At 63.7% G+C, this 15,733-nt stretch carries 12 protein-coding genes and 3 pseudogenes; 10 read left to right on the plus strand and 5 right to left on the minus strand.

The features are described 5' to 3' along the window. Positions 1-58: 58 nt before the first annotated feature. The 5 genes from IPK66_05970 (at position 59) to IPK66_05990 (ending at position 5,867) form a co-directional block, all read left to right on the plus strand. On the plus strand, positions 59-3,184 hold the full coding sequence (locus IPK66_05970) for a hypothetical protein (protein MBK8174819.1): 3,126 nt from the start codon (positions 59-61) through the stop codon (positions 3,182-3,184). Positions 3,185-3,215: 31 nt separating this feature from the next. Next, the gene (locus IPK66_05975) at positions 3,216-4,385 is read left to right on the plus strand and encodes a hypothetical protein (GenBank protein MBK8174820.1); all 1,170 of its coding nucleotides are present in this window, start codon (positions 3,216-3,218) and stop codon (positions 4,383-4,385) included. A 51-nt stretch (positions 4,386-4,436) separates the two neighbouring features. Beyond that, complete coding sequence (locus IPK66_05980; protein MBK8174821.1) at positions 4,437-4,739, plus strand: hypothetical protein; 303 nt, start codon at positions 4,437-4,439, stop codon at positions 4,737-4,739. Between the two features lie 69 nt (positions 4,740-4,808). Further along, positions 4,809-5,477 (plus strand): structural protein P5, encoded by a 669-nt coding sequence (locus IPK66_05985; protein MBK8174822.1) that lies wholly within the window; start codon positions 4,809-4,811, stop codon positions 5,475-5,477. Positions 5,478-5,678: 201 nt separating this feature from the next. Beyond that, the gene (locus IPK66_05990; GenBank protein MBK8174823.1) at positions 5,679-5,867 is read left to right on the plus strand and encodes a hypothetical protein; all 189 of its coding nucleotides are present in this window, start codon (positions 5,679-5,681) and stop codon (positions 5,865-5,867) included. Positions 5,868-6,273: 406 nt separating this feature from the next. On the opposite strand, the gene IPK66_05995 is transcribed toward IPK66_05990, so the two are convergent. Both IPK66_05995 and IPK66_06000 read right to left on the minus strand, forming a co-directional pair. Then, complete coding sequence (locus IPK66_05995; GenBank protein MBK8174824.1) at positions 6,274-6,861, minus strand: transposase; 588 nt, start codon at positions 6,859-6,861, stop codon at positions 6,274-6,276. Continuing rightward, complete coding sequence (locus tag IPK66_06000) at positions 6,807-7,208, minus strand: helix-turn-helix domain-containing protein (GenBank protein ID MBK8174825.1); 402 nt, start codon at positions 7,206-7,208, stop codon at positions 6,807-6,809. Before IPK66_06000 ends, IPK66_05995 begins: the two co-directional genes overlap by 55 nt. Positions 7,209-7,710: 502 nt before the next feature. On the opposite strand from IPK66_06000, the pseudogene IPK66_06005 reads away from it, so the two are divergent. From IPK66_06005 to IPK66_06025, 5 genes and pseudogenes are all read left to right on the plus strand, one after another. Next, a pseudogene (locus IPK66_06005) lies at positions 7,711-9,449 on the plus strand (Eco57I restriction-modification methylase domain-containing protein). A 2-nt stretch (positions 9,450-9,451) separates the two neighbouring features. After that, a pseudogene (locus IPK66_06010) lies at positions 9,452-10,193 on the plus strand (PaeR7I family type II restriction endonuclease). A 12-nt stretch (positions 10,194-10,205) separates the two neighbouring features. After that, a complete protein-coding gene (locus IPK66_06015) occupies positions 10,206-11,381 on the plus strand; it encodes a DUF262 domain-containing protein (protein MBK8174826.1) in 1,176 nt (391 codons plus the stop codon). A 181-nt stretch (positions 11,382-11,562) separates the two neighbouring features. Continuing rightward, the gene (locus tag IPK66_06020) at positions 11,563-12,117 is read left to right on the plus strand and encodes a hypothetical protein (protein MBK8174827.1); all 555 of its coding nucleotides are present in this window, start codon (positions 11,563-11,565) and stop codon (positions 12,115-12,117) included. Positions 12,118-12,360: 243 nt separating this feature from the next. Then, complete coding sequence (locus tag IPK66_06025; GenBank protein ID MBK8174828.1) at positions 12,361-12,576, plus strand: hypothetical protein; 216 nt, start codon at positions 12,361-12,363, stop codon at positions 12,574-12,576. A 255-nt stretch (positions 12,577-12,831) separates the two neighbouring features. Here IPK66_06025 and IPK66_06030 read toward each other — a convergent pair whose 3' ends face one another. The 3 genes and pseudogenes from IPK66_06030 to IPK66_06040 form a co-directional block, all read right to left on the minus strand. Further along, on the minus strand, positions 12,832-13,926 hold the full coding sequence (locus IPK66_06030; GenBank protein ID MBK8174829.1) for a carotenoid 1,2-hydratase: 1,095 nt from the start codon (positions 13,924-13,926) through the stop codon (positions 12,832-12,834). Between the two features lie 653 nt (positions 13,927-14,579). After that, positions 14,580-15,245: pseudogene (locus tag IPK66_06035) on the minus strand (IS630 family transposase). Next, positions 15,194-15,634 (minus strand): helix-turn-helix domain-containing protein, encoded by a 441-nt coding sequence (locus IPK66_06040; GenBank protein MBK8174830.1) that lies wholly within the window; start codon positions 15,632-15,634, stop codon positions 15,194-15,196. The pseudogene IPK66_06035 and the gene IPK66_06040 overlap by 52 nt, the downstream one beginning before the upstream one ends. Between the last annotated feature and the right edge of the window lie 99 nt (positions 15,635-15,733).

Raw genomic sequence — 15,733 nt, forward strand, 5'->3', positions numbered from 1 at the left:
CGGGCTGAAGTTCTTTTTCCTTTCTGACATCTGTCCTCTGACATCTGGCATCTGAATCATGACCCAGTCTGCAACCTTTGGGGCGGTGCCGACCGGGCTCGGCGCGCAGGTCCGCCAGGACTTCAACCTCGCCGACCAGGCGGCCGCGACCGAGCACGAGGGCGCGTTCGCGCCGTCGGTCACCTATCCGTTCATGCGCTGGCGCAACGATGCCGGCAAGCTGCTCCGGCGCCGCAACGCCGGCAACACGGCCTGGGAGATCATCGAGAACTACGGCGCCGTCACCGACCCAACGGTAAACGACGACGCTGCCGACGGCTACATCCGCGCGGCGGTGTGGATCAACGTCGCCGCCGGCCGGCTGTTCTTCTGCACCGACGCGACCACCGGCGCCGCTGTCTGGGTGCAGGCCGGCGGCGGGGGTGGCGGCGTCGCCTCGGTCTTCGGCCGCACCGGCGCGGTCGGAGCACAGGCGGGCGATTACACCGCCGACCAGATCACAGACGGCGGCGGCAAGGTGGTGATGACCGCGGCCGAGCGCAGCACGCTGGCGGCGATCAGCTTCCCGGCCAAGGTGATCCCGCTCATCGGCACCAGCTCCAGCGCGGATAACGCGAACATTCGGGCTGCGATCGCCGCGATCAAGGCGTCTGGCCAGCCGGGCGAGCTGCTGATGTCGGGCGACTTTATGATCGGCCACGCCGGGGACCTGAGCGGTATTGATCCCGACAGCTGCCCCGATCTGAAGCTGACGGGACGCGGCTCTTGCCGATGGTACAAGGGCGTTGCCGCGACGACGGCGGGTCTCACCGGTGGCGAAGACCCCGGCGACGGCACCGCCTACCGGCTGCTGGGGCGGGATGTCGACGACGGTCCGGGCAAGACGATCGTCATCCGCGACATCCTGTTCGAGGGCGACCTCCAGGCGACGATGAAGCAGCTGGGCGATGGCAGCCGGCTGATCGCCCTCGACCACTACGACCGGGCCGAGCTCATCGATGTCGAAGGCCGATGGGCCTCGCAGATGGCGTTCACCTTCGGCTACTGCAACCAGGTCCGCGCCAGCCGCATCCATCTCAACCGCATCGCCCGCGACGGCCTGAACGCGTCGAACTGCGCCGACGTGGCGGTCAGCGATTCCGACTTCCATTGGATCATCGACGACTGCTGCGCCGCCAATCTCTCGGCGGTGGTGGCGGACGACCCGGGCCAGCAGCGCGCGTTCCGCTTCATCGGCAACCGCGTCTACAACGCGCAAGGCGTCAAGGTGCTGGGCGGCAAGCACATCACCATCCTCGGCAACAGCTTCCGAGCGCCGCTCAACTACGCGGTGTTCCTGGGCGCAGACCAGAGCTACGGCGAAGGGGCGCGGCCGATCGAGGACGTGCTGGTCTACGCCAACACCGTCACCGACCTGGTCACCGCCGACCAGTACGGCAACGACAACGTCGTCGACACCGCGATCATCGTCAGCCAGTTCAGCGCCGTGCCGCACAACGTCGTCATCCGCGGCAACATCCTGGCGCAGCGGACGGCGACGGCCGGGCTGACCTGGTCGCAATTGAAGCTGCGCGGCATCGAGGGCGAGAACCGGCAATGGCGGCAGGACGGCCCGACCGGCAGCATGCTGTGGTACGACCCGACGCTGACCGAGGAGATTTTCGTCGGCCGGGGCAAGGCGGTCCGTGTCGAGGCGCTGAACGGGCTCGACCGGCTGACCTACGACATCGACGACAACCGCATCGAGGGCTTCTCCGACGACGCCTTCCTGCGCTCGCAGCCGGCGTGGGCGGGCGATCAGCTGTGGACGGTGCCGGTCTCGGCCGGCGAGTTTCCGGCCGGTGCGGCGGGGCGGCTCACCGGCCTCGACCTGCGCGGCTACCAGGACATGCGCCTCGTGGTCACCGTCGGATCGCCGGGCGGCCCCATGGAAGCGCAGCTGCTGTGGTCCTTCTCGCTCGACGGCGGTGCCAGCTGGACCGAGACCCTGGCGACCGTCACGCTGGACGAGGCCAACCAGACGCTGTGGGGGCCGTGGCAGCCGATGCCGGCGGCGCTGCGGCAGACGATCGACGCCGGGCTGGCGCTGTTCGGACAAGGCGGCAACGGCAGCGAGCAGGTGCGCCTCCTCGAGTTTGCGCTGGATATCCGCGGCGTCGATCAGACCTCAGCGGCGCGGCTGCTGCCGTCGAAGATCACGCCCGCCGAGATCGTCGATCCGATCGAGACCGAGTTGCGCAGCTTCTCGCCGGCAGACGTTGCGGCGATCGCCGGTGTCGGTCCTGCCGGTTCGACGCCAGCGTTCGGGACGATCTCGGTTGCTGGTCAGTCGGCTGTCGTCGCCGATGCGGCCGCGGACACGCTGACGCTCGCCGGCGTCAACGGCATTGCCGTCACTACCGATCCCGCAACCGACACGCTGACCTTTGCGCCCACCTACGGCTCGGGCCCCGATACCGTTTGCGAGGGCGACGACCCGAGGCTGTCCGAACCGCGGACGCCGACGGCACACACCCACGGTGCGGCGGACCTGACCGACGAAGGAGACTTCTACGCCAGGACGCGCGGCACCGGCCTGACGGACACCGGCGGCAGCATCGCCGTCGCCTATGGCGCCACCGGCACCACCGCCTGCGCCGGCAACGATGCCCGCTTGTCCGACGCGCGCACGCCCACGTCGCACGCCGCGAGTCACAAGGCCGGCGGCGGCGACGCGATCAGGCTCGACGAGCTGGCGGCGCCAAGCGACGTGACCACGCTCAACGCGTCGGCTTCGGCGCACGGCCTGCTGCCGAAGCTCGACAACAATGCTGCACACTTCCTCGACGGCACGGGGGCTTGGTCGGGGCCGCCCTACGACATCCTCTGCGGCATCGCGGGCAAGCCCTCGAACGGCGAGGCGGTGCTGCTGTTTGTCGCCTCCCGGCCGTTCCGCATCCCGGCCAACGCCGCGGGCTCGCGCCTCAAGGCCGGCACGGCTGCAACCGGCACGTCGCTGTTCGCGATCCAGAAGAACGGCATCCAGTTCCTGACAGCGACCGTCGCCGTCTCGGCCACAACCGCCACTTTCGCCAGCAGCCAGACCGACTTCGCCGCCGGCGATGTACTGCGCATCGTCGCACCCGCCACCGCCGATGCGACGCTCGCCGACATTGCCGTGACCCTGGCGGCGACGCTGCTGTGATGCGCTATCCCGGCCTGCGTGGAGACTGACCATGCCCACGCGCCAGAGCTTCTATGCCGAAAGCCTAGCCGAAAACAGCACCATCAGCGCCGACTGGACGAACGCTCTCTCGCTCACCTTCACCCCGGACCCCAATGCCGACTACTGGCTGTTTGCATCCGCCGCTTTCACCAACTCCAGCGGCACCAACGACCACGTCGGCTGGGTGTCGGTCTATCACGTCCAGGCGGCGACGGTGCTCCTCGAGCAGTCGGTGCAGCGCCAGGAGCCGACGAGCCCGCAGGACTGGGTCGGCGTCTTCGGCATCGCCAGGCTCAGCTTCGGCGTGGCGCCAGGCGAACAGCAGCTCGACGTCAACATCAACTCCTCGCATGCCGGCGACACCACCAAGATCAAGGATGTCCACCTGCTGCTGATCAAGGCTGATGCTGCCGACGCCTACGCCGAGAGCCTGGCGCAGGTGAACACCAGCAGCACCAGCTGGCAGACCGCGGCGACGCTGGCGTTCACGCCCGCCTCGGCCGGCGATTATCTGGTGATCGCGTCGGCAACGCGCGCCAGCAACGCCAATCTTGGCGCCATGCGCTGCCGGCTGAACGATGTCACCGGCGGTGCCACCTACGGCGACAGAGCTTGGTACTGCAAGGACAACTGGGACAACCAGGCGTTCGCGGTGATGGAGAAGCTCGGCCTCACCGCCGCCGCGCGCACCTTGCAGCTGCAGTACCGCTCCGAAAGCGGCACGCTCTGCTACCTCCAGGGCGCCCGCATCCTGGCGCTGCGGCTCGATGCGATTGATGGCGCCTACTTCGCCTCGAACCAGGCGACGCAGAACACCACGAGCGCCAGCAACCAGGACTTCCTGACACTGTCCGCGACGCCGCTGGCGCTGCAGCACGCGATCATTGCGGTGGGCGGCTGCAACACCGCGTCGACCACCGTTTCCGGCTATCTCAACATCGCCAGGGACGGCAGCGCCGTCGAGGAGTGGAACCGCGAGGCGCCGAACGCCGCCGGGTGGCAGTGCGCCGGACTGGCGCAGCGGCAGACGCTCGCCGCCGTCGCGACAACCTGGAAATGGCGAGCCCGCGCTGAGACTGCCGGCACCACCGTCAACGTCGGCAATCTCGCCATCGCCGTGCTGCAGCTGGAGGCGACGCCGACGGCGCCGCGCCGGCGGTACATGGCGGTTGCCGCGTAGCCCGCAACTCGTTCTGCTCCTTAAAGCTCGCCTCAAGCGGACTCCCCAGCCATGACCCCCGACGAGCACACCGCCGCCATCCGTGCGCTGCAAAGCGATGTCGCCGACATCAAGGGCACCCTCAACAACGGCCTGCGGGCGATGGTCCAGGACCAGCGAACGGAGCTGGCGACGGTTAAGGAAGACATCCAGCAGATCCGTGACGCGCTGACCAGCCACGTCGCCAAGGAAGACGTCGTCTACGAAATCTTCAAGCGGGTGATGAACACCGGCGTCACCATTACCGGCGCATTGATCGCGCTGCTGCTCTCGATCATCGGCTACCTGCTGACCAACCCGGTCGGCTTGCACTGAGCCGGCCATCACTTGACGCCCCACGGCCGCCTTCGGGCGGCCTTTTCATGTCCGGAGGTGATCATGACGATTCAAACCATGCTGCCGCGCGGCATCCGCAACAACAATCCGCTGAACATCCGCCTCGTTGCCGAGAACCGCTGGCAGGGCCGGGTGCCACCGAAGCACAACAGCGATGGCGCCTTCGAGCAGTTCGAAGACCCGATCATGGGACTGCGGGCGGCGGCGGTGCTGCTGATCGCTCACTACGACCGCCGGCATCTCGACACAATCCGCAAGCTGGTGGAGGTGTGGGCGCCGCCGAACGAGAACGACACCGAGGCGTACGCTCGGACAGTTGCCAAGGCGAGCGGCTTCGACATCGGCGAGCCGCTCGATCTGCACGACCACGCCTGCCTGAAGCCCATCCTGGTGGCGATGATCCGGGTGGAGAACGGCCGGCAGCCCTACACCGGCGCTCAGATCGACGCAGCACTGGTCCGCGCCGGCGTGATGCCGCCCGAGCGCTCGCTGCAGCAGACGCGGACGGTAAAGGCCGGGCAGGTCGCAGCGGCTGGCACCATCGGCGCCGGCGCGATCGGTGTCATTCAGGAAACGGTCGGCCAAGCGCACGACGCGCTCGCCAGTATCGTGCCGTACCTCGATGCGGCCAAGTGGGGGCTGCTTGCGGTCACGCTGATCGGCATCGGCGTCATGTTGTGGGCGCGCATCGATGATCGGCGCCAAGGCTTGCGCTGATGTGGCTGCTCCTCCAGGGCTGCCTGCTTCGCAATGTGCTCACGATCCTGGGATGGCTCGCCGCCGCGGCCGGCGTCGCCGCAGTTCTCTTCGGCGCCCGCCAGGCCGGCCGCAATGCCGAGCGTGTCGAGAATATGCGGCGGACTGTGGAGGTGCAACGTGACCAGCTCGAGGCTGCGAGCCGTCGTCCTCGCGATCGCGGTGAGCTCGCTCGCCGGATGCGGGACGGAACGCTCTGACGGCGCACCCTGTCCGCCGGTTATCGCCTACAGCAGGGAGTTCCTGGCCCGCGCGGCCGACGAACTCGCCTCGTTGCCTGCCGGCTCGGTTATCGAGCAGATGCTCGCGGACTATCAGGTGATGCGGGATCAGGCGAGGGTGTGTCGGTGATGCAATCTCAGGTCGCTATCACCGACTTCGCGCCGCTGTGGGGTGAGCTGTTGCCCGGCCGAACAGGCGCGCACCGTCCGCCTACTGGTCGAGCGGGCCCGACGTCACGCCAGAACACATCGCCGCGCGCTGCGGGCGGAGGGGCTGCAGACGCTGGTCGAGCAGCTCCCCACAACCGATGCGAAGGCAAACGCGGCATGAGAGCGAATGGCAGGATCGGGAAAGCCCGCTTGGCAGTTCGACGGCACTATGACCAGCGTCCGCACTCCAATGACGTTCGTGCGCCGCAGCGGCCGCAAGGTGATGACTCGACGGTGGCGACGGCTAAGCAGAGATTCGTATCTCGTCCAACGGAACGGACTTGCGCTCCTCATTGAGGGCCTCGACGGCTTTATGGATGGCTTGGTCAAGCGCGTTGGCGTCGGCGAAGGTCTGGTGGGCGAGGTGATGCGCCTTGAGATCGCGCCAGACGGTTTCGATGTCGTTCAACTCCGGCGTATTTGGGCAGCCACTCGACGGTGAGCCAATGGGCGCGGGCAGCGAGTGCTGCCTGCGAGAGTTTGCTGGTATGGATTGGACCGTTGTCCTCGACCAGCACCACTGGCTTGACGGGCTGACCCGGCTTGGGACCGTAGAGCCGGTCCAGTTGTTCGAGATGGGCGACGAAGTCGCTGCTTCGCTTGGTCTTGCTCGTGTGCACGATGAGCTGACGGGTCTTGTAATCGAGAGAACCCAGCATCGCGACTTTCTTCGCCTGCCCGGGCGCGGGAACGCGCAGGTCCGCTCCCGTCATCGCCCAGGCGCGGGCGAGGTAGGGATGCGTCAGTGCCTCGCTCTCGTCACCGTAGAGCAGAACGACGTCGCCGGCGTCGGCCTGCTGTTTGAGAAGGTGCAGGCGCAGACCAACCCGGTCGACTTCGGCGGCGACCTGGCGCCCCTTCAGCGTGTGCCGGGGACGCCGCCAACGGAACTTTTTTTTCGCAGCGCCTTGCACAGTTGCGAACGACTGATGCTCACGCCCTCGCGTGCCTCGATCTCGGCGCGCAGGCGCGGAATGGTCCAGTTGGGCCGGTCGGCGACGGGCTCGGCCAGCAACGGCATGGCCACGCGCAGCGGCGCCTCGCTTTTGACTGGCGCGGGGCCGGGGGCGACGGTGGCCGTCAGCGCGTCGACGCCGCCTCTCATGAAATCGCTTCGCCAGAGCCGAACCGTGTCTTCCCGCACGCCAAAGGCTTCGGCAATCCGTCCGCTCGTCCAGCCCGAGACGGTCAGCAGCACCGCCCGGGATCGGTCCGCCTCGCCGCGATCACGCGAACCGGCCAACGCCGCCAACGCCGCCAATGCCGCTCGCTGTTCCTTAGTTACCGAGAGAGGGGATTTTTTTCCGCTCATGCCTGCCGCCCGCAAATCGAGGCGATCAGGGAACCAGCCCGCCATCCGTTGGTCAACCCGGCGATTTCTGCTTAGGCGTTGGCGCGGCCACGCCCCGACGAGGCGCTGATCCGCGCGCACGCCCGTGCCCATCGCTGGAAGCGGTTGCTGGAGGATGGGAGGTATTGCTCGGCACACGAGATTGCCGAAGCGGAGGGCATCACACGCAGCTTCGTCAACCGCTTGCTCCGGCTGACGCTGCTGGCGCCGGAGATACAACAGGCGAATTCTCGACGGACGGCAGCCAAGAGATGCTTTTAAATGGGCTGATGCGCACCATGCCGAGCAATGGAAGGAGCAGCGTGCCCGTAGAACCTCAATTGGCCATATTTAGTATTCCCACACGCGGACATCTCAATGTATGGTGCAAGGAGCTGGCTAACGCAATCTGCATCACATCCATTAGGATTCTATGGCACAGATCCTTGCTCACTGCTTAAGTCCATCGGTGACGCAAGCGTCGCTGCCCGGGTTCTGCCCGGTCGATGCCGCTCTTGAGCGCCTCGCCGAGGCAGGGATCGAAGAGCGCGGCGCAATCTTCACGCGCCGTGAAGTGGTCGATTTCATTCTTGACCTTGCTGGTTATACGGCCGACAAGCCTTTGCAGGAGCTGCGCCTCCTTGAGCCGTCCTTCGGTGAGGGCGATTTTCTGCTGCCCGCAGTCTCCCGACTTCTAGCCGCTTGGCGCGAGCACGGCTCCCGCAAGTCAGACGATCCCGTAGCGTCGCTGCGGGATTCCATGCGCGCCGTGGAGCTGCACCGCGCCTCCTTCGATGCAACCCGCGCAAAGCTTCTTGCGCTACTCAGGAAGGAAGGCCTGTCCGACCGGCAAAGCGAGGAGCTTGCCCAGGCATGGCTGAGCCAGAAGGATTTCTTGCTGACCGATTTCCTGGACACCTTCACCCACGTCGTCGGCAATCCCCCCTACGTGCGGCAGGAGCTGATACCGGACGCTCTAATCGCCGAGTACCGCAGCCGCTTCCAGACGATCTTCGACCGAGCCGACATCTACATTCCCTTTATAGAGAAGTCGCTTTCGCACCTGGCGGAAGGGGGGCATCTCGGCTTCATCTGTGCCGACAGGTGGATGAAGAACCGCTATGGGGGTCCGCTCCGCCGCATGGTGGCCGAGAACTTCCACCTCAAAGTTTACGTGGACATGGTCGATACCCCGGCCTTCCTGGCCGACGTGATTGCCTATCCCGCAATCACGGTCATTGCACGCGGCAAACCCGGACCTACCCGCATCGCGCACCGTCCCGTTATCGAAGCGAAGACTCTTTCCGCGTTGGCCCACCAGCTTGCTTGCAGCGCGCCGCCGGAGACGCGCGGCCCCGTCGAGGAAATGCCCGTCGTCGCGAGCGGATGTGAACCCTGGATTCTGGAGTCGACCGACCAGCTCGCGCTGGTCCGCCGCCTTGAGGAGCGCATTCCCGCCATCGAAGCGGCCGGTTGCATGGTGGGCATTGGCGTTGCGACCGGAGCCGACAAGGAGTTCATCGGCTTGTTCGACGAGTTGGACGTGGAGGCGGACCGCAAGCTGCCGCTGGTCTTGACCCGCGATATTATGAGCGGCCATGTGAAATGGCGCGGTTACGGCGTGATCAATCCTTTCAAGGATGATGGGGGACTCGTCGAACTCGGCAAGTACCCCAAACTTGCTCGCTACTTGGAGGCCCGCCGGAAAGATAGCAGGACGGCACATTTCAAAAGCAGCCGCATAACTGGTACCGGACCATCGACCGCATCTATCCGGCCATAGCGCGCAAGCCGAAACTTCTCATTCCGGACATCAAGGGTAAAGCTCACATCGTCTATGAGGAGGGTCTGCTGTATCCTCATCACAATCTCTATTTCATTACGTCGGATGAGTGGGACCTCAAAGCCTTGCAGGCCGTTCTTTTGTCAGGCATAGCCCGTCTCTTTGTAGCCATCTATTCCACAAAAATGCGCGGCGGGTATTTGCGCTTTCAGGCACAGTACCTGCGTCGTATCCGCCTTCCGAGGTGGCAGGACGTGCCGGAGCGCGTCAGGAACTCCCTGATTGAGGCGGCTAGGAAAGGCGACCTTTCTGCCTGCAACGACGCGGTATTCAGGCTCTACGGCCTCTCGCCCGAGGAGTGCGCCGCCCTTGGCGGCAGCGGGGCGTAGGCATGGCGATCGATCTTGCCGACTACGAACGCAAGGCCTGTGAGGCCGTGAAAGCTTTCTGGGGCAACCGCGAGGAGGCGCCAGAAGCAGATCGAGGCCGGTAGGGTGGACCAGGGTGAGCGCTCCGGCGTGACAGCCGGGAAGAACATGAACGGGTTTCTCACCCTGATCATCGACCTCATAGAGGCCAACGGCCTTCCTCTCTCGAGCGTCCACCTTAAGCGCCGCGTGGTCACGCTTCCCGGCTACTTCCGTCCCACCAAGCTCTGGGATCTTATCGTTACGCACCAGGGTGACCTCGTCGCCGCCGTCGAGCTGAAATCCCAGGTCGGTCCGTCCTTCGGCAACAACTTCAACAACCGCACCGAAGAGGCCCTTGGGACGGCCGTGGACTTCCGAACGGCTTTCCGCGAAGGCGCGTTCGGAGAATCCCCGGGGCCATTCACCGGTTGGCTCATGCTTCTTGAAGACGCCCCAGAATCCCGATCGCCGGTCCGCGACTCCTCGCCGCACTTTCCGGTTCTTCCGGAGTTCCAGGGGGCTTCCTACGCCGAACGTTACAACATTCTCTGCAGAAAGCTGGTTCAGGAAGAGCTGTACACAGTGGCGACGATTTTGACGTCGCCCCGCACAGCAAGAGAGACTGGCGAGTATGGCGAGATGAGCACTCTAACCGGCTTGAAAACGTTTGTTACAAGCTTTGCCGGACACGTCGCGGCATCGTCAGCACGTCTGAACGAATGAGTCGGAGGATACATGTCTAAGAGCGCGGATGATTCTCTTCCAAAAGATGAGGAGACGGACGAGCCGCCTTATTCCGAAGAGACTTTCGAGGACAAAGACGACGACGCCGATGGAGGCGAGAGCAGGCCGGAACTTCAGATTCCGCTTCGTGAGAGAAAGCTTGTCACGCAGCCCTTTGATTTCATCGTCAGCTCTATTGAACAGCAGATAAAAGATGGCTCTCTAGTGCTTCAGGATCATTTTCAGCGCCGCCGTGTCTGGGACGATACAAAGGCCAGCCGTTTGATCGAATCACTTCTTTTAAATGTTCCCATACCCGTTTGCTACTTCGCCGAAAGTGAAGATGGCGCGTACAGCGTTATTGATGGCCAACAGCGCCTGACCTCCATTTACCGCTATCTTACGAATCAATTTTCCTTAAGAGGGCTGCGAGTTCGCCCGGAAATAAACCGGAAGCGCTTCGTCGAACTGGACCCTTCGGATCAGCGCCTGATAAGAACTCGTACAATACGGTGTATCGCACTTCAAAAGGAGTCAAATCCTGACATCAGGTTCGACGTCTTTGAGCGCCTTAATTCTGGATCGGTGAAGCTGACGGCCCAGGAGCTTCGAAACTCCACCTATCGGGGACGGCTTAACGCTCTGATCCGGGAACTCTGCGAAGATAAGTTATTCCAAAAGCTCAGAGGAGCAAGCGGGTTGGACAAGCGGATGCGGGATGCCGAGCTTATTCTACGCTTCTTTGCATTCCATTATGCGCCCTCCGCATACAAAGGATATTTTGCTCCCTTTCTGGACAACTATCTGGCGAGCGGTATTCGCATGTCGGACGTTGATATTGAGCGTCACAGAACGCTTTTTCTTGAGACAATACAAAAAGTGGAGGACGTATTTGGAGACAAGGCGTTCCGCCGTTTCGACAAAAACGGAAACGCGGAAAACCAGATCAATCGCGCGATCTACGACGTTATTATGCTTACATTTGCTAGAATTGATAAAGGCGCTCTTGAGGGCAGCAAAAGCGAACTTGTCCGCACATTTTGCGAAATGTGTAACAATGACAAAGTATTTTTTGATGCCATCATACAGGCCACGCGAGACAAAACGCGCATCAACAATCGGTTGGCCCAATGGATTTATAATTTGAGGCAGCTCGGCATACACTGCCCTGACATTGTATTCGGATAGTCGGAGCATAATGCAGTGGCCTCGTCCGCGGCCATGAGCAAATTCAACGAGAGACTGCAGGAAGTGCAGCTTCTGCTGGAAATGTGTTCACCTCCTGAGGCGAATATCACCGAACAGAGCGCCGCCGCAGCAAAAGATAATGCTATCCTAAGAGGAGCACTGGTATTTGCTGTGTTCGCACGTGGAAGGCTTTTTCGAGGACCTCATCGGGGATGCTATAGTCGCGTATGCGAAAATCGCGCCGACCTGTAACGAAATTCCCAGGGCGATCGTAGCGCACCAGGTCGTCGGACGGCCAGAAAGGTGGGACAACTGCGATATCGTTAAGCGCCTCGAGATTATCATGGAGTGCACAGGTCACCCGTTCGTGTCGGGGGACAAGCTGCGCCTTCTCGCGGGTCTTGATCCCGAGCTGCATACAAAGGGCTTTGCCAATCCAGGGAGCGACGAAATAGAATGCCTCTTCAAGACGATCGGTCTTCAGAAAATATGGGAACGCTTCGCCGCTATCGAGGCTGACAGAGTCATCAAGAACGCTCTGAATGCCCTTGTCCACAGACGGAACCAAATTGCACACGGACAAATGGACTCGACCGTGACACGCGCGGACGTAGAAGACTACATGGCAAAAGTTCGAAGACTTGGCGAGGTAATGGACCAGGTCATCGAGAAAGAAGTGTGCGAACATCTGAGCGTTGACGCGGTATGGGCGCTGGTTCAAGAGGCAGAAATTTAGCACATCGCTGTAGACGTATGTTCTTTGGTTCGGGCATCCTCTATCGGGCTGGTCGCTGTGCAGCCCTTCTCGAATGTAATGCCGGTGGGCGCGCGCACTAGAAAGGGCGCGCTCAGCTGTTATTGAGCGCACGATCCTGGTTCCGGACCGTTGCGGGCGTTGTCCGCTGTTAGCAAGGCTACCTTTTTGGGGGTGCACTCACGGGCCACGACGGCAATGGCGATCAGAACGATTCTACCGACCATGGATCCATCATCCGGCTTTTGGGCCGCCAGCGAACGCAACGGCTACGAGGTTCAATCGATCTGGGCAATGGCCAGCGACGCTCTGGCGACGATATTCGCGTTGACGCCGATCGAAGTCCGGGCCTTCCTGGACAGCCATGCGGGCCGCTTTCTGGTCGATGACATCGGCTTATCGAAGGCGGTCCGACAGACACCGAGGCGATTGAAACGCTAATCCAGGCGCGGCTGTGCCTTCTCGGCTGGCAGCGGCTATACGAGCAGACGATCTCGGAAATTCGGGCGCAGGGACGCGCTCCACAGAACCCTCGCTCGAAGCGTTCAATTGCCTGCAGCAGATCGATTTGTCCTACCCACCGCAGCAGTGATTAATGGCCGGGCGATCTCGTGCTCCGCCCGGCGCGTTCGCTTCGCTGAGGCGCGCGCTAATCCTGTACCGCGGTATTTTCCTCAATGTCCCGACAGCGAGGCGTTAGGGTTGCGCCGGGCCATAGCCGGTGAGCTCCAGGTAGCCGCGGCCAACCGGCCTGCCATCTTCGAGAGCCCGGGCCGCCCCTTCCCAGTAGACGAGGCGCGACGTTTCTCGCGCATCGTATTCCTGGTCGTCCATCATCGGCTCAATGGTTACCTCGCGTTCACCCACCCTTACTCGCCACGCTACCGGAAAGACGATCCCGGTGCTCGACGAGCGCCACTGCCGCAGCGGCGTGAAGGCCACTTCCGTCGGCCCGAGCACAGTGAGAGTGCCCAAGGCGTCGCGAATGCTGCCGAAGGCCCACAAGGGGTTGCCGTCATGGTCTCGCACCCGGCTCGCCATAAACGCCCCGCCGTCGGCCATGTTGATGCCGATCCAGTCCCATCGTGGCTGGGCGATCCACTCTGGCGCGGTGAACCATTCCCGGTCGAGCCACGCGGTGCCGGTGACCGGCAGCGCCCGGTCGCCGCGGGTTACAGTGCCATTCACTGCGAGCTGCGGCACGCTGTAGTAGTGGCTCGCCACCGTCGGGTCGGGAGTCTTCTGGCTGTAGCCGTGATCGCCGTTGAGCATCGGCGGCTGAGTAGGCTCGAGGCGCAGCGCGAGGGTAAAGCCGCGCGCCGGGAAGGCGATGACGTAGGCACCGCCCGCCTCCCTGGCGAGCGACCAGTCGCCCATCCGCACGTCCATGGCCCCCTCCCGCGCCCCCGCCTGTCCCGAATCGGCAGGCGCCACCCTCTGATCGTGCAAAACCGCGCCCTGAGCCGGATCGCTCAAAGCTGCATGGCCGACGAAGATCTGCCTGGGCTCGGAGAGACTGCGGCCGTCTTCACCATGGTCCTGGCGTAGGCGGAAAAAGGTGATCTGGAAGCCGAGGGCATCGCCGTCGGGAACGTCCAGCCAACCGGATATATACCACCATTCCTTGCCGAAGGCGGGATGGCTGCCCTCGTCCTCGGGGAAACGAATGCGGTAGGTGGGGTCGGCCTGCTGCACCGCGGGGGTGCCGCCCCCGGCGGCGGACGCCGGCACGGGCACGATCAGGAGGCAGACCAGGACAGCGAAGTGGAGGGCGGCGAACAGTCGTCTCATCGGGAGCGGCAATCCGAATATCCCTGCATGACCGCATATACGATACCACAATCGATACGGATGCGGCGGTGGGCAGCCGAAAGTGGCAATTGTTGCCCCGCAGGATGTTCGCTTTTCTTCCGTATCGCACGCTTACGTCGTTCATTCAACTCGACTCCAAGAGTGGAGCACAGCAAGGTACCGGACTGAAGAAGGGCGAGGACAATGAGGTGCGAGCGATGTTCGAGACGAATTTCTCCGAACTTGTCGCACGAGGTAACGGTCAACCGTTAACCGCTTCCTTTTCTTTGCGCCGAGAATCGATCTGGCGATCGCCGACGACACGTGATCCGCCGCCGCCTTCACCGGATCGGCGGCGAGATGGGCGTAGCGTGCCGTCGTCTGTACCTGGGTGTGGCCGAGTAGCTTGCCGATCATCGGCAGGCCCTGGCGGACGGCGACGGCGGCGGACGCGAAGGTGTGGCGCAGAATCGTGGATGCGGGCGTCCTTGAGCCCGGCGCGGGCGCGCAGCCGCTGCCAGAACGGTTGCAGGTCGATGAGCCTGCCGCCCGGCTTGATGCCGTAGATTACCCACGGATTCTTGGGCAGGACGACGGAGGTGCGGACAACGCATCGCCCTGGTCCGCCCGCCGCAGTCGCTCGTAGAGAAACGCTAAGCAGCGATTCGTAGGTTCGCACACGGTTTGGTTTTGCGCTCCTTGTTGAGATTTTCGACGGCGGTGTGGATGGCTTGGTCGAGATGGTCCGGGTCGCGGAAGGTTTGATGGGCGAGGAAGTGCCGCTTCAGGTCGCGCCAGACGTGTTCGATGTCGTTCAGTTCGGGAGCGTACTTCGGCAGCCATTCGACGCTCAGCCAGGGCCGGGTGGCGAGCGCGGCCCGCGACGCCTTGCTGGTGTGGATGGGTCCGTTGTCGAGGACGATCACGACCGGCTTCGTCTGTTGTCCGGGGCGTGGACCGTAGAGTTCGTCGAGCCGCGCCAGCAAGGCGATGAAGTCGCTGCTTCTCTTGGTCCGGCTGGTCTCGACGAGGAGGGTGCCGGCAACGACGTCGAGCACGCCGATCATCGCCACCTTGCGCGCCTGGCCGGGCGCTTCGACGCGCAGGTCGGCGCCGCGCCTGGCCCAGGCATGGGCGAGATAAGGGTGGGTGAGCGCTTCCGACTCGTCCTGGAACAGCAGCACGATGTCGCCGGCCTGCGCCTGTTGCTTGAACAGCCGAAGGCGCAGGCCCGAGCGGTCGACGGCTTGGGCATCCTGCCGCCCGTTCAGCGTGTGCCGGGGCCGCCGCCAGCGAAAGCCTTTTTGCGCATCACCACGCTCAGCCGTGACTTGGAGATCCGCAGGCCGCGTCGCGTCTCGATCTCGTCCTGCAACCGCGGCAACGTCCAGTTCGGCCGATCGGAAACCTCGTCCGCCAGCACCTCCGAGACCACCGACAGCGCCGCCAGCGCCTTCACCGGCTCCGGCCCCGGCGCCTTGCGGGCGCGCAGCCCCGAAACCCCCTCGCGGCCGAACGTCCAGCGCCAATGGCGCACGCTGTCCGGCTTGACCGAGAATGCCTCGGCAATGCGAAGGCTCGACCAGCCTTCCAGCGACAGCAAAATCCCCCGCGCCCGATCCGCCTCCTCCCGATCCGACGACCCGGCCAGCGCACGCAATTCCCGGCACTGCTCCACCGTTGCGACGACACGAGGACGACCCGCCATGACAACACCAAAATCCAGTGGCCCCTCCACCAGATTCTGCCATATGTGCACCGCCCAAGGGAATCCTGCTTAGACCGTTTCCCCAGCTCAACCGCGTGC

Source organism: Rhodospirillales bacterium (genome assembly GCA_016712595.1).
In the GTDB taxonomy this organism is placed as follows: domain Bacteria; phylum Pseudomonadota; class Alphaproteobacteria; order Rhodospirillales; family Defluviicoccaceae; genus Defluviicoccus.

Bases quoted from the DNA above. Each gene is read 5' to 3' on its own strand.
- IPK66_06025 (MBK8174828.1), top strand. From the start codon at position 12,361: ATGGATCCATCATCCGGCTTTTGGGCCGCCAGCGAACGCAACGGCTAC.
- IPK66_06015 (MBK8174826.1), top strand. From the start codon at position 10,206: ATGTCTAAGAGCGCGGATGATTCTCTTCCAAAAGATGAGGAGACGGAC.
- IPK66_05970 (MBK8174819.1), top strand. From the start codon at position 59: ATGACCCAGTCTGCAACCTTTGGGGCGGTGCCGACCGGGCTCGGCGCG.
- IPK66_06040 (MBK8174830.1), bottom strand. From the start codon at position 15,634: ATGGCGGGTCGTCCTCGTGTCGTCGCAACGGTGGAGCAGTGCCGGGAA.
- IPK66_05975 (MBK8174820.1), top strand. From the start codon at position 3,216: ATGCCCACGCGCCAGAGCTTCTATGCCGAAAGCCTAGCCGAAAACAGC.
- IPK66_05980 (MBK8174821.1), top strand. From the start codon at position 4,437: ATGACCCCCGACGAGCACACCGCCGCCATCCGTGCGCTGCAAAGCGAT.
- IPK66_06030 (MBK8174829.1), bottom strand. From the start codon at position 13,926: ATGAGACGACTGTTCGCCGCCCTCCACTTCGCTGTCCTGGTCTGCCTC.